Here is a 23,743-nt window from a genome sequence, read left to right on the forward strand (position 1 = left end):
TGCAGCAAGTGCAAATGAACCGTCAGGAATTGCAGCACATTATTCATTACATCATACCGCCCCATGTGCCATATATGCCGAGACTTGGCTGTACTACCGTGGGCAACTTTATGCTTATTGTATCCTTTATTAAGATTAGTCTGAATTGCAACCTTAAGCTGAAATCAGAACTCAAGCAGCATACCGAATTAAGAGTATTTATTGAGAAAGCTGGTCTATTAACGCCATGGACATACCCTTCAAAATAGCCAGACTATTGAAATGAGTTTCACATTTAGACTAAAGCCGTCTATAATTCTGACGATATTTAACCTAGAGGTTAAATCGTGAAGCTTCTTGTTGTCGAAAAAGACAACCGAGAAGTCCTCGCCATACTTGAGGATGGAGAACCAACAACGTGTCCAGTTATAGAGTTTTTAATGTCTCAACCAAAAGATATGGCAAAAAGTGCGAAAGGGTTCAAGGCTCTTTTCGAGAGGTATGCTGCGCATGGTAGGCAAGGTTTAACTACTCACCTATTTCATGAAGTCGATAAGAATGAAAAGATTTTGGAATTCATTAAAGGTCGTTTACGGATATTTTGTTTTGAAGATGCTGGCGGGATAGTCATTTTATCGCATGGAGCCGTTAAGAAAGGACAAAAGGTTGACCGCGCCGAAGTAAGCAAGGCAATCAGAAACAAAGCGCTATATCTTGAAGCAAAGAGTAGTGGCCAGTTAATTAGAGTGAGTGATGGAGAAAAAAATGAGTGATGTATTGGGCTGGTATGATTCGCTTGATGATGACATTGAGTACAAAGCTGAAGCCAAGAAAATTGATTTTGCATGTGATATCTCTCGGAGAATGAATCAGCTGGGAATGTCTAAATCTGACCTAGCCCACGCTGCATCCACAAGTAACGCATACATCACAAAGGTTCTCAGAGGTGAGAGTAATCTTACCATCGAAAGCCTCGTCAAGTTTACTGAAGCCGTGGATGGCGATTTGCATATCCACATCTCACCAAAAAATGCACATGTTCGTTGGAGTGAGGTTATTACTGGAGGTGCTTATGATAAGAGTGTGGCATCCGTTGCATCTGTTTGGGTTAATAAGACATTAACAAATAGCCATGAAGGGCGCTATGAAGCTTGAGAACATATTCTTTCCGCATCAGGAGGTTCGCGCACTTCCTACTCATGACATGGAAGGTAACAGGCATGGAAGCCGAGTCACTTTGACCAATACCCTTTCAGCCATGCAAGGGCGTGAAGATGCTTTCGGTATTGAAGTAACACTGAGTTTGGATGAAGATAACAGCGAAAATCCACCTTATATTTTCACCATTTCAGCCTTTGGTATTTTTGTGACCGATAAGAATGTTTCAGAAGTTGAGCAAGAGCTCAAGGCTCAGATGGAACTAGCCGCAACTCAAATTGTTGTCGGTTCAATTAGAGAAAGGCTATCTAGTATCACATCCCGTGCCCCGTGGGGAGCCTTTACGCTGGGAATTATTCCATTAGTTGCCCAGCAGCAAGAACAAGAGCAATAAAGCCCTCAAAAACCCTATTTCAAATCCTGCTAGTCAGGCGCATCAATAATAAAAGTTTCAACAAAGCCCATGATTTTATCCAAGGCACGTTGAGCCAGTGTCTTACGTTGCAGCAATTTTGGCTTGTTCACCATGGCTGCAACCACTTCATCTCTAAGAGGAGTGATTTCGGTAAATAGATGCTGATTGATAAGAGTCTCTACTCTTTCGGGATTGAGGTTCTCTTCCTCACAGATAGTGGCAAGAGCAGCCTGTTTTTCTTCATCCCAGTATTCACTGAAAGCTTCTGGTACTGCATCGGCATGCGTAACTTTAGGTAAATTCTCAAGTATAAATTTCTCAATAAGCTTACGTTTGCTGCGCAAGTGGGCATCACCAGCAACCAAATCAAGGATGACTTTACGCTGCTTCGTCGCTGTATCGTCATCCTGTCCTTTCAGCTGAGCCAGTAGCTTCATGATATAAGCCACATTGATTTCATCACGATGGATGAGCTCCAGCTCAAAATCTACATCTTCAAGGATAGAGACTTTTTCCTTCTGGGTATTGCTCTTTACCTTGTCATATAAGTCGAGGTACTTGCTACGGTAATCATTGAATGATTGCTCATTCATAGCCAAATCAGCAAAGCTAAAATCAGCAAAGGTAGTTAGCACATTGCGAAGGCGTAGCAACTCGCGGAATGCTTTAATAAATAACAACTCATCATCTTCTGTAACCAATGCATCCACACTATCAACAGTCGGAGCTATACCGAGTAGTGTAGAAAATGCCTTGTTAAAATGTGTTACATAGTCCTCATACGGAGCCACGATGATGGTCTCTTTGGCATCTTTATTGGAAAACAGGGCAATCGCATCATCCGTAGCCTTTTTCAGGTTACGAAAACAGACGATATTTCCTTGAGATTTTTTCTCGTTAAGAATGCGGTTGGTTCGTGAATAGGCTTGAAGCAGGCCGTGATGTTTAAGGTTTTTATCTACATACATGGTGTTGAGTGGAGGGCTATCAAACCCTGTGAGGAACATATTCACCACTAACAGTATATCGACCTCTCTCGCTCTAACTCTCTTACCAATATCATTGTAATAATTATAGAATGACTGGCTATCTTTAGTGGAGAACTTGGTGCCATACATTTTGTTATAGTCTGCAATGTAAGACTCTAGCTTATCACGGGTATGCTTGTTGACTGTCCTGCCTTCACTCAACCCATCCAGCGGGTCAATCTCTTCAATTAGTCCATCAGCATCTTTATCATCTTCATTGGCGGTGTAGCTGAATATAGTGGCAACTCTCAGCTTATGTTCACCAGCCTCTTTCTTGGCTTGAAATAGGTCATAATACTTGGTCAGCACATCTACGCCACTCACACAGAACATACCCGTGAAATCGCGGCTGTGCGTTTTGCGAGCGTGATTGGCAATGATGTAATCGGTGATTTTTTCCAGTCGATAAGGTGATTCCATCAGCTCTCTGGTATCCACACCTTCCACTTCGATGTCTATACTATTCTGGCTTCCATCCTTCTGCTTATATCTTCCCACGTATTCGATGGAGAACTTGAGCACATTCTCATCACGGATGGCATCGGTAATCACATACTTATGCAGCTGGTCACCAAACAGGTCTTTGGTTGTACGTTTACCATGTTGATTCTTGGCTACGTTATCGGCAAATATGGGAGTTCCCGTAAAGCCAAACATCTGGGGCTTATTAAAGAATGCATTGATGCGTTTATGTGTATCACCAAACTGACTACGATGGCACTCATCAAATATGAAGATGATGCGCTTATCTTTTAGAGGCTCCATAGCCTTCTGATAACGGCTTTTGCTTATCGCAGTATTTAACTTCTGCAAAGTCGTCACTATGAGCTTTGTATCGCCACTGAGCTGGTTTACCAATGCCTTGGTATTGTTTGTTCCATCTACACTGCCTTTAGAAAAGGAGTTAAACTCTTTATTGGTCTGATAATCGAGGTCTTTGCGGTCAACCACAAACATCACCTTATGCACCTTTGGCAAGTCCATCAGGATTTGAGCAGTCTTAAATGAAGTCAGTGTTTTTCCAGAACCTGTAGTATGCCAGATATAGCCATTCTTTCGGCTGTGCTTCACCTTCTCAACAATCGCTTCCACCGCATAATATTGATAAGGGCGCAGCACCATTAGAATTTTATCAGTCTCGTTGAGCACAATGTATTTGCTCATCATCTTAGAGACTTGGCACTTCTCCAAAAATATTTTGGCAAAGACATCTAAACGTTTGATTGGGTGGTTATCTTCATCTGCCCAGTAGAATGTCTGCTTAAACGATTGCTTGCGGTTGTTAGCGTAGTATTTGGTATTCACACCATTACTGATGACAAAGAGTTGTACGTACTGGAATAGTCCATGGCTCGCGCCAAATGAGTGCCGTTGATAGCGGTTGATTTGGTTAAATGCTTCTTTGAGCTCCAGTCCTCGCCGCTTCAATTCAATTTGCACTAGTGGTAAGCCATTCACCAGTAGTGTTACGTCATAGCGATTTTTGTAGCTGCCCTCGATGGTGACTTGGTTGGTAACCTGATATTCATTTTGGCACCACTCATCCTGTTCCATAAAGTTCAGGTAAAAGCTCTCTCCATTGTCACGGGTGAGGCACATCTTGTCCCTGAGGGTTTTCGCCCTCTCGAACACATTACCCTTATCCAAATGATGTAGGATTTGTTGAAACTCAGCATCGGAAAAAGTTATTTCGTTGTGCTTCTCAAGTTGTGTCTTCAGATTCGATTTTAGGGCTGCCTCATCAGGGATGGAAACATAGCTGTAGCCCAGTGTCTCAAGCTGCTCAATTAAGGCATTCTCTAATGCCTGTTCGCTTTGAGGTACTTTACCAGCTTGGCTCATGCACTCTCCTCATACAAACATCTGCTGGAGCAGACCTTTTTTAAAGCTTTTGGCATGCTCAAGCTGAGAAGCAGCTTGCTCAATTTTATCATCAATGGAAGTGAGAAAGTCAGCTATTTTTTGTTGTTCAGAAATTGATGCAGGCAATTCAAATCTTATGCCTTTCAAGTCTTTTGTGTATAAGTGTTTAACTGTTGTACCTGTCACCAGCCTGATAAATCTATTGGAATAGTGATTAAACATATAACTCAAGCAAATTGAGTTATATCTGTTTGCTGGCCTAATAATATTTATATCCCCACTTAAGAGCACGTCGCTTTTAACTAGCGCACAAGCTTTACCCAAGCCTTGAGGAGTCACATCTGAACTGGGCATTAAAATATCACCTTTCTGACCAACAGTTGCATTATTATCATCGGTCCTAGAGGCAACAGTTTTAATTACTGGTCCATAGATAGTGAAAAGCTGCCCATACAATATACAGCTAAATTCACCGTTTTCTTTTATTGCAGACTTTGATAGCCCTTTCCCTCTATGGAATGAGGCCATATCTCCCAGTCGTTTTTCTTCCCAATCTGGGTATGGACTGCCGTTGTCATCTTTAAAGCGGATTTGTTGGGAAAATATTTGCTGCATCGCGCCTTTTTTGTATTTAGTGAGATATCGCCTCTTTTCTTCAAGCTGTTCAACGCGCTTATCCACTACAGTTAAAAAATCAGAAATTTTTTGTTGCTCTTCAAATGTAGGAATGAGCAGTTTAATCCTTTTCAACTCATTAAATGATAGCACTGTTTGAGATGTACCCACACTGAATTTTCCAATGTAGTGCCTTTTCTTGCGAAAGAGTTCGACAAAAAATTTATTTGCACCACCATCAAAGCGGAAAACAGGGTAATAGGTGCTGATAATGCCAGTTATACCAAGCATGTTTTCATTAAAATAAAATCTTCTGTCATCACTTCTTGACCGATAAGTAACGTAGTTTGGAGGAATGACATTGAAACCTAAATTATCTCGCTCAGTAAGTCGGCTATTCTCATAATACTCTTTTTGTCTGATTAACCCTGCTCTTGCTGATGTAAGCACTTCATACTGGTTATTTACACTGGATTTTTCTCGATACTCATCAATGACAGCTCCAATCCGCTTAATTAACCACTCCCCATTGAACTCAGGAAACCTAAGGCTTGGCACTTTGCTCACTTGCTCAGTCATATTCAAAACGGAGCCTTTATGCCCAGCTGCCCACAAAAATCGGCAATGGTTGTATCAGTGCCTTTCATATCCTGCTCAAGTTGCTGTAATTGGGTTGCAATGGCATCCAAGTTCACTGGTTCTTCTTCTTCAAAGGTGTCCACATACCTTGGGATATTTAGGTTGTAATCATTCTCGGCCACTTCTTCGAGACTGGCTACATAGCTGTATTTATCATCAAACTCACGTTTATCATAAGCAGTAATCAGCTTGTCTACATCTTCCTGTCTTAGATTGTTCTGATTCTTGCCCTTCTCGAAATGGGCTGATGCATCAATAAAAAGAATGTCTTTAGGGCTAGTGCGGCATTTCTTTAACACTAAAATACAAGTGGGGATAGATGTGCCATAAAAGACATTGGAAGGCAGGCCAATCACAGCGTCTATCAGGTTACGTTCTTCAATCAGATAACGGCGTATATGTCCCTCAGCCGCACCACGAAACAGCACACCATGTGGCATTACCACTGCCAGCGTACCATTGTCTGCTAAGTGATGAACCATGTGCTGCACAAAAGCAAAGTCGGCCTTGGTTTTGGGAGCCAGCTTGCCGTACTGACTAAATCGGTCATCACTCATGTGCAGAGGATTGGCGCTCCAGTGGGAGGAAAAAGGAGGATTAGCAACAATCGCTTCAAAACGCGCATCCATACCGTGCTGAGGATGCTCTAGTGTGTCTTCTTGACGAATATCAAACTGCTTATAGTTCACATCGTGCAAAATCATATTCATGCGTGCCAAGTTGTAGGTAGTGCGATTTAGTTCCTGCCCGTAAAAATGAGCAACCTCTTTCACTTCCTTGGCTACACGCAGTAGCAGTGAGCCTGAGCCACAGGCAGGGTCATACACTGATTTGAGATAACCTTTAGCATGTCCGTTGTCGCGAGTCACCAGCTTGGCGAGAATGGTTGAAACAGTTTGCGGCGTATAAAACTCGCCTGCTTTTTTGCCTGCGCCGCTGGCAAACTGGCCAATCAGATACTCATAGGCATCGCCCAGCACATCAGCCTTCTTATCGCTAAGATTGAAGTTAATCTTAGCCAGATGTCCCAGCACCTTGGCAATGAGTTCATTCTTCTGCTTCTCAGTTTTTCCCAGCTTATTGGAGGTGAGGTCCATATCTGAAAACAAATCATCAAAGTCATCCTGACTTTCTGTACCCATCGTACTTTTTTCGATGTTGTTCAGGGTGGTTTCTAAATCGCCAAGGATAAAGCTGCTGGCACCTTCTTCATTAGCATTGCCACGCTTGGCGACATTGCTGAATAACTCTGATGGTTTGAGTGTATAACCCAAGGCCGCAACAGCCTCTTCGGCAACAGCCTCTACAATTGCCAATCCTTCTTCTGTGTTGTCATCAACCGTTGCATATTCAAGGCCGTCTTCTAAAGAGTTGGCATATATTTCCATCTTTTCAGAGAGGTATTTGTAAAAGATAAAGCCCAAAATGTAATCACGGAACTCATCCGCTCCCATCTTACCACGCAATGTGTTAGCAATATTCCATAGCTGCTGTTGCAGCATCCGCTTTTCTTCTTCAGACATGAACTCTCCCCAACTTATTCAAGACAAGACTGTTTCAGATGTCTATCTATAGCAAAGGAAAAAACCATCTCGATTAAGGTATCATATCCATTTCATCATCTTGTTGGTTTTCATGCTCTTGTTGTAGCTCGTATAATTTTTCATACAGCTCTTCTTGAACAAGCTCATATATCGCAGTTGCAATCTGATTTGTAACTGTAGGGCTACCATCAAAGGCTGGCGGCAGTTCATTTTCATGAAGCATCACATCCATGGATGATTGTGCTACTTGGGCTAGTTCATATGTATAAATAGGCACGCTTCCATCAGCTATCTCACTCACTAAATCTTCTGGGTAACGCATATCAGGTTCAGCCTTGAAGCGCTCTTCCAGCTCTTCTAAAGCATCTGCCTTTATCTGTTCAATTGTTGTCATTGCACTTCTCCAACAAGTCTAAGCTTGTCAGTAGATATACAATGCTGTGGCGACTATGCAGAAGCCTGATTAAATCAGTCCTGCATTATCTGGGTGCGTATTGCATTGGGTACATATTGAAGTGCCCAACCTCTACGTCCTACTGCCTCTTCACACATCTCAATTGTTTTTAAATTGTCGGGGACATGCTTGAGAAGCATAGCATTCTGAGAAACTGCTTCTTTACAGATAGCAGCCGTTTTGTCTGAGCTTTCCAATTCACAAAATAAGTCAGCCCATTTATTAACTGATTCTTTGATATAAAGTTCTCTCCAACCTTCGGGGAAATACTCAATGTGGTCATGGGAATCTAAGAAGAACTCCCCCTTAGAATTCCTGATTCTTTTAATGTTGGCTTTCACCTCTTTCTCAAAAGCAGCATTCAACACTAGGTCAGTTCTCATATTCTCAGGAACATTATATAGTCGCCCTCTACCCCTCACATAAGCCGCCCAGACTCTTTCAGTCAACCTATCCTCTGGCACCTCATCAATATAAGTCGCACGTTCACGTATGACAGTCTCATAAATTTCGTCTGTTTTCTGACTTTCTGGAATATATCGGATATTGAATGGGAATTCCTCGACAGCAGTTAGGCACATGTTTGGTGTCTTTACCTGATTAGGTAGCTCAGAAAAAATATGCCTACCTTTCCAAATAGCTTCAATGCATATGTTCTCTGTATAGACATCGCTTGGTATATCCAAAGCACTCTTCGGGTCGAAAACTACAGCTGCTATACATAAGCGTTGAGCCCAGTCTTTATTTTCCCATATGATTTCAGGCAACTCAGAAAGCTTTAGCTCTCCTTCTTTAATCTGTCTTTCTAAATATTCAAATTCTTCTATTGATAATGTCATATTATCCTCCTTGATAATACCCCATACCAAATTCAAAACCCAAAAATCAACCCCTAGAGCAACTTTTTTTGCAGGTTTATTACAAGTGACTAATAAATAAGGGTGATTATTTTCATTGGGTAAAGTCTATAGTTGTTTTTTTCTCCTGACTTTGGCTCATAAGCTTACTTAGCTCTTCAATTGCCAAGTCACCAAGTGTTTCTTTATCAGCATAGATTCGTGTCTGCTCTTTTGCCCTCGTTAATTGCACGTACCCCAAGTTCTGTGAGATGAGTTTTCCAGAAGAAAAAATATAGGCGCGAGTTACCGATTGACCTTGGGCTTTGTGTGTTGAAATAGCATAAGCATGTTTAAAATACGCATACTCATCTGCATTGACTGAAATCATTTCGCCCGACTCTAACCTTGCCTCGAACTGACTTTCTCTCACATTCATCACAGTAGCTTGCAGGCCGTTTTTCACACCAAGGCGAATATCATTCTTAGTGAACATTACTCTGTCACCTTCAGCAATGTTTATATCACCATACTCACTATAAAAACTATGCTCAACACCTAGAATACCCGCCTCACTCAATTTTATACGTGCTAGTTCGTTGAGTTCTCTACATTCCTGATTGGTACTCGCTAAAATAATGCCAGCATCAGTATTCAGTTTCCTATCTCTATCCCAATCCGCAATCAGCATATCTTGGCTATCTACAGGGTCATCTAAAATGGCCAACAAACCTCGCTCAGCGTAACTCATCAATGCCTTGGATATTTGACCACCTCGGAAATCAGCAACAGCTAACTTGTCTTCGCTACCTTGTTGCCGTCTATTCTCGGACAGCTCAATACAACCAATGTTTTGTTGAAGGTTCCGAAAAAAACTTAGTCCAATTGCTTCAAGTTGCTGTGTATCACCAACTAGAATTAGCTTTGCGCCATTGGCTTGCTGCATAAGCTTATGGATTAGCCGCGCATCTGCCGTTCCAGCTTCATCAACAATTAGAACCGTATGCTCATTGAGCTCTTTGAACCCAGCCTCTATATCAATTAGCAACCGATGAATAGTGCCGGATTTAATGTTAGAGCCGTCCTGTAGGTTTTGTGCAGCCACCGCAGATAAGGCACAGCCCATAACAGTGTATCCGCTTTTCTGGTATGCCTCTTGCACTGCTCCAAGGGAGTAACTTTTACCTGAGCCTGCACTCCCCTGAACAGCGATTACACCATCACTTCCACAACAATAATGGAGCATCTGTTCTTGTTCTTTTGATAATGAGCGCGAAGCAACTGCTTGCTCTAAAGCTTCGGGACTTACTGGATGATGACGATGGCCTTTACGTTCACTAGCATAAGTTTGAATGCCTTGTTCAATCCTCAAAACTTCATTTGTTGTAAACCGTTGCTCGCCTTTTTCATCAATGCCAAGGTTTACTAGCTCGGCTGACTGCCTTACCTGCCCAACTCGCTGTTCAATAATCTCAGCATTACCATCAACAATAGAAGAGAGCGCAATGGATTTGTATAGCTCAATATCATCAAACGTTGATTGCTGCTCTGTGAGTAGCTCCAATGCTTTTTCGACAGTCCACTTCGGCACTCTGGTTTGAGCCTTAGATTTTCGGATATCCTCTAAAGATACCCCCATATCATTGGCTTCCTTTTGCCATATCTTGAACAAGTCATCACGATTGTTTTCAGTTTTATCGCATCGTGTTCCCATCGCTGCCAATTCACGGCGCTTGTGCTGATTAACAGCTCCTTTCAATTTCAGGTTTTTCTCAGCCTTCAATAGCTCTGAACGCCTAGCTGACCAAGACCGCTTTAGATTCTCCGGCGTTCCAGCGACTTGGAAACCGTTTTTGTCAGGCTCAATAGAGAAGCCTAATGATTTCAGTGCATGGGCAAGCTCAGCAGAGTGGATAGCTGATGCTGCCAATTGATGCCTGTAGAAATCACATTGGAGCGTCCGCACCACACCATCATCACATTTGACCATGTTGGGGATAACAGCATGAGTATGAAGGTGAACTGAAGGTCGGTTCTCATTTTTTGCCTGTCGTGCTGTTGAATGTTCAAACGTTGCAGCCACCAGTCTTTTAACTTGAACTCGCTCTTTACCACCACTTCCTGCTCTTGAGTAAGTAGCATGGCTTTGAATGTACTCAATAGCCTTTTCAACAGCTTGCTGTTGAGCCTGCTGGATAAGCTTGCGTTCCTTTTCATCGGCCAAGGCAAAGAGAATAGAAACATCTTTTCCGCAGTTGAAGGTTAGGTCATACGCATGCTTACGCTTAGTAGAGCTACCTTTGACCAGCTTCTTACCACCTTGGTCTTCGCCATTGAACAAGTGATTGAGTGATTTTAGGTCTGGTATTTTACCCTCAAGTCCAAAGTCAGACACTCCAGTACCAATGAACTTACCTTGTGGTTCACCTTGCTCTGATTCATCCGCTAGATATTTGGCATAATACATTGCCCCAGTCATTTCTTGCTTGCCTGCTTTTGTACGCTTCATTCCACCAATTTGAGTGATACACAACATTAGCTATCACCATCAAGTTCAGGGAAATCATCAATATCATCCAAATTCTCGAACTCATCGACTTCACTTACTGGATTGCTGAGCTTTCCTTGCTTTGGAAAGGGCTTTGCTTTGAATGCTCTGGCTTCAATTTCCTGCTCCATTTCACGTTGTATTGCTGCTGCTTCATTGAGCCATTCAACAGGCTCATCAATTGAGGCCGTGGCCTTAATATCTAAGAAACTCCATTCCAGCTTTGCGATTGGAAAGCCTGAGATATAGAGCCATGCAGGAACTCTTCCGACTTCTGTTGGGTCAGGTAGATTCATTATTGAGCTATTCATCATTGTCGGCTCAACTCGTTCATTCCACACAACACTCCAATCCTGTGTTGTGCTCCCATCATCGCTTACAACTTTGGCTCGTTTAATATCAGCACGCACCACTCGGCGGTCTCCGCCCATATCATTTGCCAATGAAGATGCAGTATCAGCATCTGTTACTCGGCAAATAATTCGAGTCGAAAATTGTGAGAAGATAGTTTGAGCGATGTTTGCCCCATATCTCTCACGCATCGAACAAAAGTTCTGAATACCACACATGAAGCGGAAGCCTTTTGAGCGTGAAGCAACCAAGCACTCTTCAAACCTTGGTATCTTGGGCAAGGTTGCCAACTCATCAATGATTGCCCATATCCTGCGTTCCTTGCTGTCTTTAAGGCTTAGAACTTCACCGAATAGCTGATTGAATATGATACACAGAAGCCAATTCGATACGGCTGAAATCTCAGGGTAATTCCTAAGAATAATAATTCTCTTATCTGGGTTCTCATCTTTCAGCCACTCCCGAACTGAAAAGCCAGATGATGGATTACCCCAAGCTTTGGCTAGAATATCGAATATCCATGCGCCAGAACGCACAGTGCTCATAACTGAATTTGCACCCTTATCGTCCTTAGGTTTATCAATTGTATTTGCTGCGCCATGCCCAATAGTTTTCAGTTTCTTTGCGATGGCCTGTCTATCCTGATAGAGCAACTCTGATACATCTTGAAAGCCCCATTGGTTGGGTTTAGTTGCTATCAAGTATTCCAGTGCACCAGATAATACATCTCTGGCATTATCACCCCATACTGGCTCGGAGGTTTCCTTGATGATTGTTTGGGCAAGCTCTCTTGCAAGCAGTGGGTTATGGATGTCCTTAGCGATGTGCCATGCCTCTGAGCGTGAATCAGCAAAGGCAATCAAGGAAGCATCATCTCGACCAGCCAGCCATTGAGTCATATCACCCTTATAATCATATATCACAGCCTTATCGCCACGTTCAACAATAGATTGGATAGCATGCAGCATTGAGGCTGTTTTTCCTGAACCAATTGAACCAAGGTAAAGGAACCCTTTGCTCTCCAACTCATACGGAAGGCGAAATGAGCCACCCTTGCCCTGATAAACTTTAATGCCCCGTTTCTTCCAAATGCCTACTTTCTGTTTTAAAGCCTTCACGCCATCGCGTGCTTTCTCAAACACATGAACGCCATCCTTGATATAAAGCCACGTCATTCTGTCAGGTCGCTTGCCCCACGGCATGATGCTGAAGATTCCCGTCATCAACCCCAGTAGAGAAGCGATAGTGATGTTTACTAGCATTGGATGAACTAGCTCTTTTGACTTTAAGATTTGAAGGTAATCAGAAAACGTCTTTTTACCTGATATGATGAGTTCAAAGAAATGAAGGTGCTTTCCTATTGAGTAAAACACAGCCTCATTCCAAAGCAGATAAAATGCTGCCACCGTTACTAGGCTGAAAACCAATATGAATATCTTTGGTAGGTGGTTGTTTCTGATATTGATATATCGACGTAGCTTTAGCTCTGGGTCATTCATTTTCATCACCCACAATCTTTTGGATGATAAGGCCATGTGATTTTTTGATGACTTTCTCAAGGTGATTTAGACGCTCAAGCGTAGCATCATCTCTTTTTGCTAAGGTGACTTTGTCTCGAACAATTTGTGCCAAGGATTGACCACGTCCATCGGCTTCTGCCTTTAACCAGTCAAAAGTATTTTCACTGAACATTGTATTTATACGTGTATTTCTTCGTTTTGCCATGATTCTTCTCCCACAATACACCAGATAAGGTGATGTATATGGGTATAGGCATTAGAATATGTTCAATGAGGATTATTTTGCATGTATTGCAGTATGTTCACGCAAAGCATCCGATGGGGAGCTACTTTTTTGGCTATTTAATGATTTATATGACACAACCTTGGTGCGAGGGGTGTTTCAGCATTCATTATACGTGCACATAATATAAAAGCATTCGGGTCCAGTTTCTCGAACTGGTTGGATATAGAAGGCATCCAGTAAGTTGAAGAACTCATAAATTCTCAGAGAGGAAATCAGAAAGCTTCGACCAAATAGTAAAAGCTATGGATGATTCAATTGAATTCGTTCAGATTCTGTTTCTTTGCTGTCCTGAAACAAGAGGCCTACCTGTTTAGAGTCAGCATCCAGTATATCTTTAAGAGGTTTTGAGAATGAAAGAAAGTGCTATTGAAAAGAGAAATCGACTAAGAGACAAAAAAGAGTTTGCAGCTTTAGAAAAAAAGTTAGAAGAAGCTGAAAAGAGTAAAACTAAAATAGCCCAACTTTATGTAAATGAGGGCGCGCTTCGGCTTGAGCAAACAATAAATCTTAAGAATGAAAAAAGAGCTTTAGAAAGAGAAGTGGATGCACTTCGGGAGAAACTAAAACCTCATGGGGCAAAAGTTATTGGAGAAAATAGGCTAAAGAATTTAGAAGGGTTTGTAGCAGAAGAAATTCCTACATCGGAAGAATTAGCCGATATTTTGTTTCATGCCTACGAAGGGTTGGATGGAAGAAATCGCATAGCGGTATTTGGTGTGATTGAACAATGCCCAGTGACTTTTGAAATTGATTTAGATGATTACAGAGAGGAACTAACTATTACTCCATTTTGGAGTGATTCAGATATTTTCAGAACACAAGACAGTGCTAAAAAACTTGTTACTGAAGCAATTAAAATCGCTCTCGATAAATGTTTTATGGATGCATTCAATCGGCCTATAGATTGCTCGAAACTTTTAGAGACTCCCGAAGGTAGGATTGAATATTGGAAATTTTTAAACGAAACTAATAACAGGGAATTGTGGAACGCTTCTTTAAAGAAGCTCGAAGAAGCTTGTGAAAGTGATGAGGAGTTTCAAAAAATAACCTAGGTTGAAATGTGCAAAATAAATCTCTACCGATTTAGCCAATTCGCTTTCCAACTCAGACACCGATTCGCCGTAAGTAGTTAACCTCAGAACAACTGTACATTGGATGTGTGGGAGCTCAACTGCAAAGTTGAATTCCATTGAGCACACTGTGCGAAAAGGACTTATATCAAGCCAAGAATAAGTCCCATAGGACGTTTCCACTCAAGTCCAATGCTTCCATTCATTTTCATCATCCTCTTCAGGATTAAACCAAAGGTCTAAACCCTCACCTCTCTCCTTCATAGCTAGAGCTCGCGCCTTCACTTTCTCCAATCGAGCAGCGCTTTCTTCCTCGCTGCTAAACCGCTGGCTACTGATTCCTTCGAATATGTTGGTCATGATGGTTCTTGATAAGCCCTCAGACTCTTTGCGTACTAAGCTAAATTCTTGGTCGCCAATAATCATTTTGATGTCGTCGCATCCAAACGTAAATCTCAAATCATTATCTCTAGCCCATTTGTTAATCTTTGTACGAATTAAATATAACTGCTGACCTTCATAATCTCTTAGCTTTCTGAAGGATTCAGATATATTCCTTATCGCCTCTTCCTTTGCCCCAAAATTTCCAAGACGTGTTTTAAGAGACTCAATTTCTTCATTGGTTGATTTCTGTTGCTTGAGTGCTTTCACATACCTTTCTTTAGCGTCTGGTAATAAGTCATTATCTACCGAGGTAAATAGCTCTGCATACCTGCTAACTGATTGGTTGATTTCGCTTAGCTTGGCTTCACAAGCTGCAATAGTGCCCTCAATTTTTGTCTTATCTTTATTATCACTGAGAGGTTCAAACCAATTTGATTTCTTACTAAGTTCTACGAGAGCTGCAATTTCAAACGTCTTGTAATCATATCTAGTAGCATTATTACAATCTGCTCCCATATAATTTTTGTTGCACATTAATTGGGGAGTCCACAGGGAGCTTATATAACGATAAGTGTCACCACAGTTGGTGCATTTGCACATGCCTGTGAACAAATTCGAGAAAGTCTTCCCCTTTCTGCCTGAACTTCCACTTAACCTTTTTTTTGTTTCAGCCTGTGCCCTATAAAATGTCCCCTCATCCATCACCCTAGGGTAGTAGTCCTGAATTGGTTTCCCAATTGGTTCACCTTTATGCTTTGGCTGGTACTCACCTAATAGCGCTCTGTTCTTAATTAAATCTCTGATGTATGTCGCGTGCCATATATTTCCAGATGTAAAAGGTTGTATGCCGTCTTCATTAAAAGTCTTGGCAATTTTTCTTTGTCCTATGCCATCGATACTTAGCTCAAATATCTTTTTAATTATCTCGGCTCTTTCTTCTATGAGAATAAACCCTGACATCTCATCGTTAACAATTAACCAATTGGGACACTTTCTTGTCATTGGTTTTTTCTGCTCAAGTGCCAACTTTCTTTTATTATCCCAAGCAGCTTTACCACGGATTGATTTTATCTCTGATTCTTGGTGTGAACGACTCATTGTCATCAGGCTGAACATCAGTTGCCCAATGTCGTTAATACTTTTATCAGTATAGTGTTGACCATCAGTCAGGGTGACAATTTCAACACCGCTAGAAAGAATGTCTGTAAATAACGAGAGCGTCTTTAAAACAGCCTGCCTCGATAATCGGTCTAGGCTTTCAATGATTAAGATTGAACCTTTTTCAACCTGCTTGGATTTAACAAGTTCAATGAATTTCTTTAATGCGCCTTCTGTAGCATTTTCTCCGGTGTAGGCGGAAACTCCAATATCTTGTAAACTCTCATCAAGCTCAAGATTATGCTGCTTGGCGTATGCTCTGGAGGCTTCTAGCTGTCTTCTAAGTGAATCACCTTTAAGCTGAACGGCACTTGAAAACCGTATATATGAATATGCTTTCTTCATTAACAACTCCCGACAAGTGTGAAAGCTTAACAAGCTTACCAATGTATGGGAATGTTATCACCTACCTTGCCGGCGGTGCCGTCGCCTTCTCCATTGCCATGACCATGGTCGCCACCACGCTATCACCACTGCTCACACCGACACTCGTCGAACTGCTTGGCAGCGCCTACATGGAGATCCCGTTCTGGCCGATGATGCAGACCATCCTGCTCACTGTCGTGCTGCCACTGGCGCTGGGCATGATGCTGCGCACACAACTGGGCAGCAGAATCAAACAGGCTGAGGCCATCGCCCCGGGCATTGCATCGATCGCCATTATTATCATCTGTGGATATGCCGTGGCAGGCAACCACGATCGCATCAGCGACACGCCTGTTATCGTAGTGTTGCTGGTAATACTTCTGAATGGGCTCGGTTACCTTCTCGGCTGGCTGGCCGCCAGGCTGTTTCGCTTTGAACGCAGCTACCGCATCACGCTCAGCATCGAGATCGGCATGCAGAATGCAGGACTGGGTGTCGCTCTGGCACTAAAACACTTTGAGGCCGAGACTGCGCTTCCCGGCGCACTTTTCGCCGTCTGGTGCATTGTTACCGCAGCCGGCATGACACGCTGGTTGCACAGAAGCAGAGCAGAGATACCCGCTGCCATCTGAATTCAGAAGCGCTGTTATTTATGTGAAATCGAAGTCAGGTGTAACCTCAAGGCAGGCATCGACAATAGCCGGATCGTAGCGCTTGCCCCGCCCCTCCCTGATCTCGGTCTGTGCCTCTTCGAGCCCCAGTGCAGGACGGTAAGGACGGTGCGAGGTGATCGCCTCCACCACATCAGCCACAGCAATAATCTTCGCCTCAATCAGAATATCATCGCCGACAAGCCCATTCGGATAACCAGTGCCATCGAGTCGTTCATGATGCTGGTGCACCATCTCGGCTATCGGCCATGGGAAGTCGATCTCCTTGAGAATATCGAATCCGAGTGAGGAGTGGGCCTTGATGATCTCATACTCGGCAGCTGTCAGCCTTGATGGCTTGGAAAGAATCTCCGCAGGCACGGATATCTTGCCGATATCATGAATCATCGCTCCGAAATGGACGCCATCAATCGTCGCCTGCTCTAAATCGAGCTTCTCCGCAATCGCAACCGCAAGCTTTGAAACCCGGCGCTGATGACCGGCTGTGTAGGGATCACGTGCCTCCACAAACTTTGCAACCGCCCCGATAAAGCTTTCAAGGTTCTTGCGCAGCTGATTCTCCAGCCCCTTGCGCTGAGTGACATCACGGATGATGATGCTGTGAAAGACCTCATCCTTCTCCTTCCAGCTTGAGTGGGAGAGCTCTGCAGGAAACAGCGAGCCATCTTTACGCCGAAGCCCCAACTCCACATATTGCCCCATCACCTTTGCCGCATCAGACTCAAAAAAGCCCAGCAGCCCCCTCTCGTCAATCAGCTGCATATGTTCCGGCAAGATGATCGAAATAGATTTTTTGAGCACCTCATCCTGGCTGTATTGAAAACAGGATTCTGCTGCCCGGTTCCAGTAACAGACCTCATCCTTCGCATTGGCAATGATAATAGCATCGGTTGCCGAGTCGGTCAGGGAGTTGAAGCGCAGCAGAAGATCCTTAAAGGTCTGGCGCTCCTCATGCAGCATATCGACCATGCCGGTGAGTTTCTCCAGCATCGTCGTGTTATAGATCCCCTGCAGATCGGGGTGTGGCTCTTCTTCAGCAGACCGAACAGGTGCAGCAGCCCCCTTCGGCATCTCCTCCCCCAGAACTGAACTGACAAGCTCCAGAACCTCATCAAAACCGACCGGCTTGCGAATAAAGCGGGCAACCTCCAGCGCATCCTCGAGCCTCTTCTGGTCCTTTTCATGGAAGTAGCCGCTGCAGAAAATCACCGGAACATGCTGCAGCTTAGGATTGGATCGCAGCTTATTGCAAAGTGTAAAACCATCCATCTCGGGCATCAGAAGGTCGGTGAAGATTATATCAGGGGTATTCTTCTGCGCAGCCTCCAGCGCCTCGAAGCCATTTTTCGCTGCATCAGCCTCATAACCCTCTTCGGTAAACACATCTACCAGAGAGTTGAGCCATTCGACATTATCATCGACAACCAGAATACGGGACATGATCTAATTATAGGTGCTAAAAGGGACTTCAGCCACCCTAACGTTCCTCGACCGGAACGTAGGACTGGCCATATTTACCGGTATAGATCTGGGATGGACGATAGATACGTCCTTGGCCAAGCTGCTCCTTCCAGTGAGCCAGCCAGCCGGAGACACGGGCAATCGCAAAGATCGGGGTAAACAGGTCGGTCGGGATGCCCATCTTGCGATAGACAATGCCGGAATAGAAGTCGACATTCGGGCAGACACCCTTCGCCCCCAATGTACTTCTGGAGAGCTTCTCAATCTGACGGGCTATCTCGTAGGTAGTATCGACACCGACCTTCTCGGTTAGTTCAACATAGAGTTTCTGCAGCAATGTGGCACGGGGATCCTTGGTTTTATAAACCCGGTGGCCCAGCCCCGCAAATTTCTCTCGCTTGGCCAGCTTCCTGTTAAAGTAGTCCTCAACATTGTCGACCGAACCGATCTCATCAAGCATATGCAGCACATCTTCATTGGCGCCACCATGCAGAGGGCCGGAGAGAGCACCGATAGCGGCACTGATTGAGGTGTAGGGGTCGGCATGGGTGGAGGCGGTTACCAGCGCGGAAAAGGTACTGGCATTCATCTCATGTTCAGCATGCACAATAAAGGCCACATCAAGAATGCGTTCTGTCAGCGGGTAGGGCTCATCACCTGTTAGCATGTAATAAAAGTTAGCTGCATGTGAAAGGTCGTCACGTGGCGCAATCGGATCATCACCGTGACGCATACGAGCATGGGCAGCCACCAGCGTAGGCATCTTGGAGATCAGGTTGACGCAGACACTATCGATAGTCTCTTTGTCCAACTCACCCTCAAGGTTTGTCGGGAACGGATAGAACATACCCAGAGCCGCCACGGTCGCCTGCAGGCTATCCATCGGGTGCGCCGACTCGGGGAAACATTTCATCATATCGCGGATACGGAATTTAATACGCCGATGATGTTTCAGTTTTTCATCAAATGCCTTCAGCTCTTTAGCGGTCGGAAGCTCGCCGTAGAGCAGCAGATAGGAGCTCTCTTCAAAGGAGGATTTTTCAGCCAGCTGCTCAATATCGATACCGCGATACTCAAGATAACCTTTCTTCCCATCCACGTATGAAACGGCTGACTCGGCCACTGGAATGCCTGCAAGACCTGGCGAAAAACATGCGATTGAATCTTCTGCGTTCTGACTGTCTACCATCACTCAAATCACTCCAACGATGCAAATAAATCCGGATAAATTTTTCTCCGGCGAATAAAGAGTCAGAAAGATAACAAAATGAACAGATAATTTCTCGCCCTCATTTTCTTGCGCGGCTTCAGCCGCGACCCAGAGGGTGACTGTGATTGACCACATCATGCAAACGGGCGCGTGTCACATGGGTGTAGATCTCTGTTGTCGTCACATTGGCATGCCCCAGCAGCATCTGCACCGCACGCAGATCAGCCCCGTGATTAAGCAGGTGGGTGGCAAATGCATGGCGTATGGTGTGCGGTGACGGCAACGGTGCTATCCCCGCCTGAGCTGCATACAATTTCAGGCGAAGCCAGAAATTCTGGCGTGTCATCGCCTTGCCGCCACGCCCGGCGAACAGATAGGGACCAGAGCTCTCTCTGGGGCGAACTGCCAGCCATGCCTGCAGCCAGCTGGCTGCCTCGGCGCCGAATGGCACCAACCGCTCCTTATCTCCCTTGCCGATGACCCGCACCAGCCCTCCAGCCAGATCGACCTGAGAGAGGCGCAACGCCACCAGCTCACTGACCCGCAGTCCCGTGGCATAGAGTATCTCCAGCATGGTGCGATCACGCAGACCTGTAGGTGTGTCTGTGTCCGGCGCATTGATCAGCGCCTCCACACTTTGCTCGCTGATCAGCTTCGGCAAAGGTCGGCTTTTACGCACCTTAGGCAGATGGCGAGCCGGATGATCTTCCCTCAGCCCCTGGTCCTGCAGGTAGGCATACCAGGTGGAAAGCGCACTGCGACGGCGCTGAATGGTGCTCTCCTTCAGCCCGTTTTGGCGCAGGGATGCAAGGTAGTGCAGGACCTCCTGCTGATCAGCATCGGTCAGTGAGCTTTTTGCAGTCTGAAAAAAGAGCTCGGCATGCAACAGGTCGGAGCGGTAGGACTCAGTCGTTTTCGGAGACCAGCCACGCAGCATCGCCAGTCGCTGCAGCAGGCCGGTAATCTTCTCTTCATTCTTCAGTTGCGCATCGGACATGTGCATACCCTAAAGAGTGAGAGGTCGATTGGCGATTCAGACAGTGGCAATAGCTGGTGGCCCATCATCTATTCGCATCATACAGGGAGTCATCGCAGAGACGGCTAACTTCTGTTAGCCTCCGCGGGTCGAACGGTGGAAATGAAAAAAGGCCCATTGCTAACGCAACGGGCCTTTTCTATTATCTGTCAGGTTCTTTCTCATATATTGAGAGAAGACCTAACGCGCTGATTTGAATATTATCAATATTCAAATCAGCTTGTTGGTACCGAGGACTGGAATCGAACCAGCACTTCCATAAGGAAACTAGCACCTGAAGCTAGCGCGTCTACCAATTCCGCCACCTCGGCTTAAAGCCCTCTTGCAGCACAGCTGCGAGAGGCGCGCAATCATAGGATGGAGCAACATAGTGTCAAGAAAGAAAAACAGTTCGCTGGAAAGTTTTAAATGGCCGGGTACACCTGCCAAGCGCAGTAACGATGAGCGCAGCAGTGCAAAGGGCAGCGACAACAAACGCCCTTCGCGCAACAGTAGTGAAGAGAGCAGAGGCGACAGACGCCCTGCCCGCAGCGGTTCAAAGAAGCCTACCAGTAAACCTTCACCGTACGGCAAACCCAGTAGTGGCGATGAGACCCGTAGTAATAAGCGTTCGCCGCACAACAAACGCCGTGATGAACGACCCGCAGGAAAAGGCAGCGCCCGCTCCAAACCCTCACACAAAGATTCGAAGACCTACACAGGCAAGGTATCCGCTCACCCGGATGGCTTCGGCTTTGTAGATGTCGCAGGACTTGAGAAGGGGCTGTTCCTGCCGCGCGAAGAGATGCGCGAGCTGATGCATGGCGACACAGTCGAAGTCCGCACCGTATTCAGTCGAGGTCGTGAATCGGCAGAACTGGTTCGTATTATCGAACATGCGCCGACCACACTGGCCGGCCAGTTTGTGATCAAGGGTGGTGTTGGCATAGTACAACCCCGCTCCCGCAAAATGCCGCAGACCATTCTGATCAAACGCGGTGACGCCAATGGCGCACGCGATGGTGACTGGGTTCGCATCGAGATCACCCGCGGTCCCGGCCACCTGACCGGCAGGGTGCTGGAAATACTGGGTAACAACCTCGCACCTTCTGCCCTGATCGATCTGATTGTCGCTGAACAGCAGCTTTCAGAAACATTCCCGGCTGAAGTTACGGCTGCGGCAGATAAGTTCTCCGATAGTGTCAGCAAAGAAGGTATCAAAGGCCGAAAAGACCTCAGGAAGCTTCCGTTTGTCACTATTGATGGCGAAGATGCCCGCGATTTTGATGATGCCATCTGTGTATTGCCACGTGGTGAAGGGTTCGAGGCATGGGTTGCGATTGCAGATGTGGCCCAATATGTACTGCCTAACTCTCCACTTGATGTGGAGGCACTTGCGCGCGGCAACTCCTTCTACTTCCCCGATCGCGTTATTCCGATGCTACCGGAGAAGCTCTCCAACGGCCTCTGTTCGCTCAACCCGAATGTTGCCCGCCTGGCGATGACGGCACGCATGCGCTTTGATGCCAACGGCACACGCCGTTCCACGCATGTGTATGAATCGGTAATACACTCCCAGGCCCGTCTCACCTACACTCAGGCCGCCCGGTGGCTCGAAGATAAGGATGAAGCAGCTATCGAATGTGAGATCGCCCGCAATATGCTCGATGATGCGGCACGACTGTTTCACAAGCTGGAGAAGAAACGGGCCCAGCGCGGCGCGCTCGATCTCGACATGCCTGAGGTACGCGCCACACTTGAAAATGACGTGGTTACAGATTTGCGGGAAACACCTCGCAATATCGCCCATCGCCTGATCGAGGAGATGATGCTGGCCGCCAATACCGCCATTGCCGAATATATGGAGGCGCACAACTGCGACCTGCTCTACCGCGTGCATGCGCCACCTGAGCGTCAGGCTATCGAAACACTCAATGAGTTCCTCGATCCATTCGGCATGTTCGTTAATCTGCCCAAGGTCAAGGCAGAAGATGCCAATGTCCGCCCGGGAAGCGTGCAGCGGGTACTGGAACAGTCCGAAGGAAAACCCTTCGCACATGTACTTCACCGCCTTGTGCTGCGCTCACTGCAGCGGGCCGAGTATACACCGAACAATGTGGGCCACTTCGGCCTGGCTTACAAATCCTACACCCACTTCACCAGCCCAATCCGCCGCTATGCAGACCTGATTGTGCATCGCCGCCTTAAAGCACTGATTCGTGGCATTGATCCTAACAAGGTGCAGCACAAGAATACGCTGGTTGCCATCGGTGAGCACACATCGATACAGGAGCGCATTCAGCAGCGTGCCGAGTGGGATACGCGGGCGATGCTGGCAGCACTGTTCCATAAGAAGGATGAAGGTAAAACCATGCCGGCCCGTATTGCCGGGCTGACTTCACGACGCATTTTTTTCGAACTGGAGCCAACCATGGCCGAAGGCGGACTCTCTGTGGATGATCTTCCGGGATCATTTGTGCTTGATGAGACAGGCCACCGTCTTGTTGCCCGTCGCGGTGGCGCTTCCTACCACCTTGGTGATCAGCTTGAAGTGGTGATTGATACCGTCGATCCGGTACGCGGCGTGATCAACGTACGCCTGGCATAACAGCAATGCATATGAGCCCTGTAAATTAGAGGGCTCATATGCGAATCCTGCTGTTGCGCAATCGTCATTCTTAGGCAGGATTCCTGCCGCTTGATTCCAATGCCGGGATGGTGGAACTGGTAGACACAAGGGACTTAAAATCCCTCGGTAGAAATACTGTACGGGTTCGACTCCCGTTCCCGGTACCAGTAAGCACTTTAGAATTAATAATTCTAAAAGTGCTCGTTAGGAAGAGGCGATTCATCGCCTCTATCTTCACCAGACTCCAGCATTGATGCGTTAGGCAGAGATGATTAATCATCTCTATCTTGCCTCCCCCGACATCCTATCCAGCACCCATTATTCCTGATCCCTGCAAAGGAGCGCCAGATGTTCATCAAAACAGATAAAAAGACCCTTGAAGAAGAGGTCATCAGCAGCGAAGAGATGGTCAGCGTATTGGAAGACGACCTGCGCAACTCCGATGATGTCGATGAAGTATTAACTGAGATTGTGATAGGCGTGTATGAACACAGCAACGCATTCGCCACCTATAAATACAGAGCGTAAAGCCCGCTCTCTGGC

Annotated in this window: 19 protein-coding genes and 2 tRNA genes; 8 read left to right on the top strand and 13 right to left on the bottom strand. The window is 45.6% G+C overall.

The annotated features are described in order from the left end of the window. Positions 1-326 precede the first annotated feature (326 nt). The 3 genes from Ga0123461_RS11060 to Ga0123461_RS11070 are packed head-to-tail and all read left to right on the top strand — an operon-like array spanning position 327 to position 1,531. Positions 327-752 carry a type II toxin-antitoxin system RelE/ParE family toxin gene (locus tag Ga0123461_RS11060; RefSeq protein ID WP_100278395.1) on the top strand — a complete coding sequence of 142 codons (426 nt, stop codon included), beginning with the start codon at positions 327-329 and terminating at the stop codon, positions 750-752. After that, the gene (locus Ga0123461_RS11065; RefSeq protein ID WP_157819322.1) at positions 745-1,134 is read left to right on the top strand and encodes a helix-turn-helix domain-containing protein; all 390 of its coding nucleotides are present in this window, start codon (positions 745-747) and stop codon (positions 1,132-1,134) included. The genes Ga0123461_RS11060 and Ga0123461_RS11065 overlap by 8 nt, the downstream gene beginning before the upstream one ends. Beyond that, positions 1,124-1,531, top strand: a complete 408-nt coding sequence (locus tag Ga0123461_RS11070; protein ID WP_100278397.1) for a hypothetical protein — start codon at positions 1,124-1,126, stop codon at positions 1,529-1,531. Before Ga0123461_RS11065 ends, Ga0123461_RS11070 begins: the two co-directional genes overlap by 11 nt. A 29-nt stretch (positions 1,532-1,560) precedes the next feature. On the opposite strand, the gene Ga0123461_RS11075 is transcribed toward Ga0123461_RS11070, so the two are convergent. The 8 genes from Ga0123461_RS11075 to Ga0123461_RS11110 all read right to left on the bottom strand — a co-directional run bounded on the left by Ga0123461_RS11075 (position 1,561) and on the right by Ga0123461_RS11110 (position 13,155). Beyond that, positions 1,561-4,422, bottom strand: a complete 2,862-nt coding sequence (locus tag Ga0123461_RS11075) for a type I restriction endonuclease subunit R (RefSeq protein ID WP_100278398.1) — start codon at positions 4,420-4,422, stop codon at positions 1,561-1,563. Between the two features lie 9 nt (positions 4,423-4,431). Then, the gene (locus tag Ga0123461_RS11080) at positions 4,432-5,637 is read right to left on the bottom strand and encodes a restriction endonuclease subunit S (RefSeq protein ID WP_100278399.1); all 1,206 of its coding nucleotides are present in this window, start codon (positions 5,635-5,637) and stop codon (positions 4,432-4,434) included. Between the two features lie 2 nt (positions 5,638-5,639). Continuing rightward, positions 5,640-7,220 carry a type I restriction-modification system subunit M gene (locus Ga0123461_RS11085; protein ID WP_100278400.1) on the bottom strand — a complete coding sequence of 527 codons (1,581 nt, stop codon included), beginning with the start codon at positions 7,218-7,220 and terminating at the stop codon, positions 5,640-5,642. Between the two features lie 73 nt (positions 7,221-7,293). Beyond that, positions 7,294-7,635: a hypothetical protein gene (locus Ga0123461_RS11090; protein WP_100278401.1), complete on the bottom strand. Its 342-nt coding sequence runs from the start codon at positions 7,633-7,635 to the stop codon at positions 7,294-7,296. Positions 7,636-7,709: 74 nt separating this feature from the next. After that, positions 7,710-8,534 carry a DUF4116 domain-containing protein gene (locus Ga0123461_RS11095; protein ID WP_100278402.1) on the bottom strand — a complete coding sequence of 275 codons (825 nt, stop codon included), beginning with the start codon at positions 8,532-8,534 and terminating at the stop codon, positions 7,710-7,712. Between the two features lie 112 nt (positions 8,535-8,646). Next, entirely contained in the window at positions 8,647-11,040 is a 2,394-nt protein-coding gene (gene mobF, locus Ga0123461_RS11100; protein ID WP_198507069.1) for a MobF family relaxase, read from the bottom strand. A 26-nt stretch (positions 11,041-11,066) separates the two neighbouring features. Further along, a complete protein-coding gene (locus tag Ga0123461_RS11105) occupies positions 11,067-12,929 on the bottom strand; it encodes a type IV secretion system DNA-binding domain-containing protein (RefSeq protein ID WP_232710177.1) in 1,863 nt (620 codons plus the stop codon). Next, positions 12,922-13,155 (bottom strand): hypothetical protein, encoded by a 234-nt coding sequence (locus Ga0123461_RS11110; protein WP_100278405.1) that lies wholly within the window; start codon positions 13,153-13,155, stop codon positions 12,922-12,924. Before Ga0123461_RS11110 ends, Ga0123461_RS11105 begins: the two co-directional genes overlap by 8 nt. Before the next feature lie 431 nt (positions 13,156-13,586). On the opposite strand from Ga0123461_RS11110, the gene Ga0123461_RS11115 reads away from it, so the two are divergent. Further along, complete coding sequence (locus Ga0123461_RS11115; RefSeq protein WP_100278406.1) at positions 13,587-14,288, top strand: hypothetical protein; 702 nt, start codon at positions 13,587-13,589, stop codon at positions 14,286-14,288. A gap of 201 nt (positions 14,289-14,489) precedes the next feature. Here the strand turns inward: Ga0123461_RS11115 and Ga0123461_RS11120 are convergent, their stop codons facing one another. Beyond that, positions 14,490-16,193, bottom strand: a complete 1,704-nt coding sequence (locus Ga0123461_RS11120) for a recombinase family protein (RefSeq protein WP_100278407.1) — start codon at positions 16,191-16,193, stop codon at positions 14,490-14,492. 41 nt (positions 16,194-16,234) lie between these two features. Here Ga0123461_RS11120 and Ga0123461_RS11125 point away from each other — a divergent pair, with 41 nt between their 5' ends. After that, positions 16,235-16,846, top strand: coding sequence for a bile acid:sodium symporter family protein (locus tag Ga0123461_RS11125; RefSeq protein WP_232710178.1), 612 nt, complete (start codon positions 16,235-16,237; stop codon positions 16,844-16,846). An 18-nt stretch (positions 16,847-16,864) separates the two neighbouring features. On the opposite strand, the gene Ga0123461_RS11130 is transcribed toward Ga0123461_RS11125, so the two are convergent. The 4 genes from Ga0123461_RS11130 to Ga0123461_RS11145 all read right to left on the bottom strand — a co-directional run bounded on the left by Ga0123461_RS11130 (position 16,865) and on the right by Ga0123461_RS11145 (position 20,903). Continuing rightward, positions 16,865-18,325 (bottom strand): HD domain-containing phosphohydrolase, encoded by a 1,461-nt coding sequence (locus Ga0123461_RS11130; protein WP_100278408.1) that lies wholly within the window; start codon positions 18,323-18,325, stop codon positions 16,865-16,867. A 37-nt stretch (positions 18,326-18,362) separates the two neighbouring features. Next, positions 18,363-19,535 carry a citrate synthase gene (locus Ga0123461_RS11135; RefSeq protein WP_100278409.1) on the bottom strand — a complete coding sequence of 391 codons (1,173 nt, stop codon included), beginning with the start codon at positions 19,533-19,535 and terminating at the stop codon, positions 18,363-18,365. Positions 19,536-19,653: 118 nt separating this feature from the next. Continuing rightward, on the bottom strand, positions 19,654-20,553 hold the full coding sequence (locus tag Ga0123461_RS11140; RefSeq protein ID WP_100278410.1) for a site-specific tyrosine recombinase XerD: 900 nt from the start codon (positions 20,551-20,553) through the stop codon (positions 19,654-19,656). A gap of 263 nt (positions 20,554-20,816) precedes the next feature. Beyond that, a tRNA-Leu gene (locus Ga0123461_RS11145) sits at positions 20,817-20,903 on the bottom strand. Positions 20,904-20,962: 59 nt separating this feature from the next. On the opposite strand from Ga0123461_RS11145, the gene rnr reads away from it, so the two are divergent. The 3 genes from rnr to Ga0123461_RS11160 all read left to right on the top strand — a co-directional run bounded on the left by rnr (position 20,963) and on the right by Ga0123461_RS11160 (position 23,728). Then, positions 20,963-23,179 carry a ribonuclease R gene (gene rnr / locus Ga0123461_RS11150; protein ID WP_232710180.1) on the top strand — a complete coding sequence of 739 codons (2,217 nt, stop codon included), beginning with the start codon at positions 20,963-20,965 and terminating at the stop codon, positions 23,177-23,179. 101 nt (positions 23,180-23,280) lie between these two features. Then, positions 23,281-23,367 (top strand) — tRNA-Leu (locus Ga0123461_RS11155). Between the two features lie 181 nt (positions 23,368-23,548). After that, the gene (locus Ga0123461_RS11160; RefSeq protein WP_100278411.1) at positions 23,549-23,728 is read left to right on the top strand and encodes an N-carbamoyl-L-amino acid amidohydrolase; all 180 of its coding nucleotides are present in this window, start codon (positions 23,549-23,551) and stop codon (positions 23,726-23,728) included. The last annotated feature ends 15 nt before the right edge of the window (positions 23,729-23,743 follow it).

It is taken from the genome of Mariprofundus aestuarium, from assembly GCF_002795805.1.
Classification (GTDB): Bacteria; Pseudomonadota; Zetaproteobacteria; order Mariprofundales; family Mariprofundaceae; genus Mariprofundus; species Mariprofundus aestuarium.